Raw genomic sequence first — 521 nt, 5'->3', positions numbered from 1 at the left:
AATCTGGAGGGACATGGCCGGGAAGCCATTGTTCCAGATATCGACATCACCCGTACCGTGGGCTGGTTTACGAGTCAGTATCCGGTGCTGCTGGATGTGGACGGAAAGGCAGCAGTCGGACAGCGAATCAAGCGGGTGAAGGAAGACCTGCGCCATGTGCCGCATAAGGGTATTGGCTACGGCATTTTGAAATATATGTCTCAGCATGATGCCCATCCTTGCTGGACCCTGCAGCCTGAAATTAGCTTTAACTATTTAGGACAATTTGATCAGGACTTGGAAAATGGGGATATCACGCTGTCTTCACATCCAGGTGGAGAGCCGATGAGTGACCATACCGTTCTGGAGCATTCTTTGAATGTGAACGGAATGATTACAGCGGGCGCGCTGACACTGGAAATTCGCTATGACAGTAAGGTATATCATCAGCAAAATGTAGAAAAATTTGCGCAGTTGCTGCAGGAAAGCCTGCAGGAAGTGATCGCTCATTGTGCCTCCAAAGAGCGGAGTGAGCTAACACC

The 521-nt window shown here is 49.9% G+C and carries 1 protein-coding gene; it reads left to right on the top strand.

The window, feature by feature from the left end:
* A partial coding sequence (locus G9G54_RS24895) for a condensation domain-containing protein (RefSeq protein ID WP_185156327.1) occupies positions 1-521 on the top strand: 521 nt, incomplete at both ends.

The sequence above is a fragment of the Paenibacillus sp. EKM212P genome, assembly GCF_011066115.1.
GTDB classification, from domain to species: domain Bacteria; phylum Bacillota; class Bacilli; order Paenibacillales; family Paenibacillaceae; genus Paenibacillus; species Paenibacillus polymyxa_B.
The sequence above is the reverse complement of the archived record's forward strand: the minus strand, read 5'-3'. Positions and strand labels throughout refer to the sequence as shown.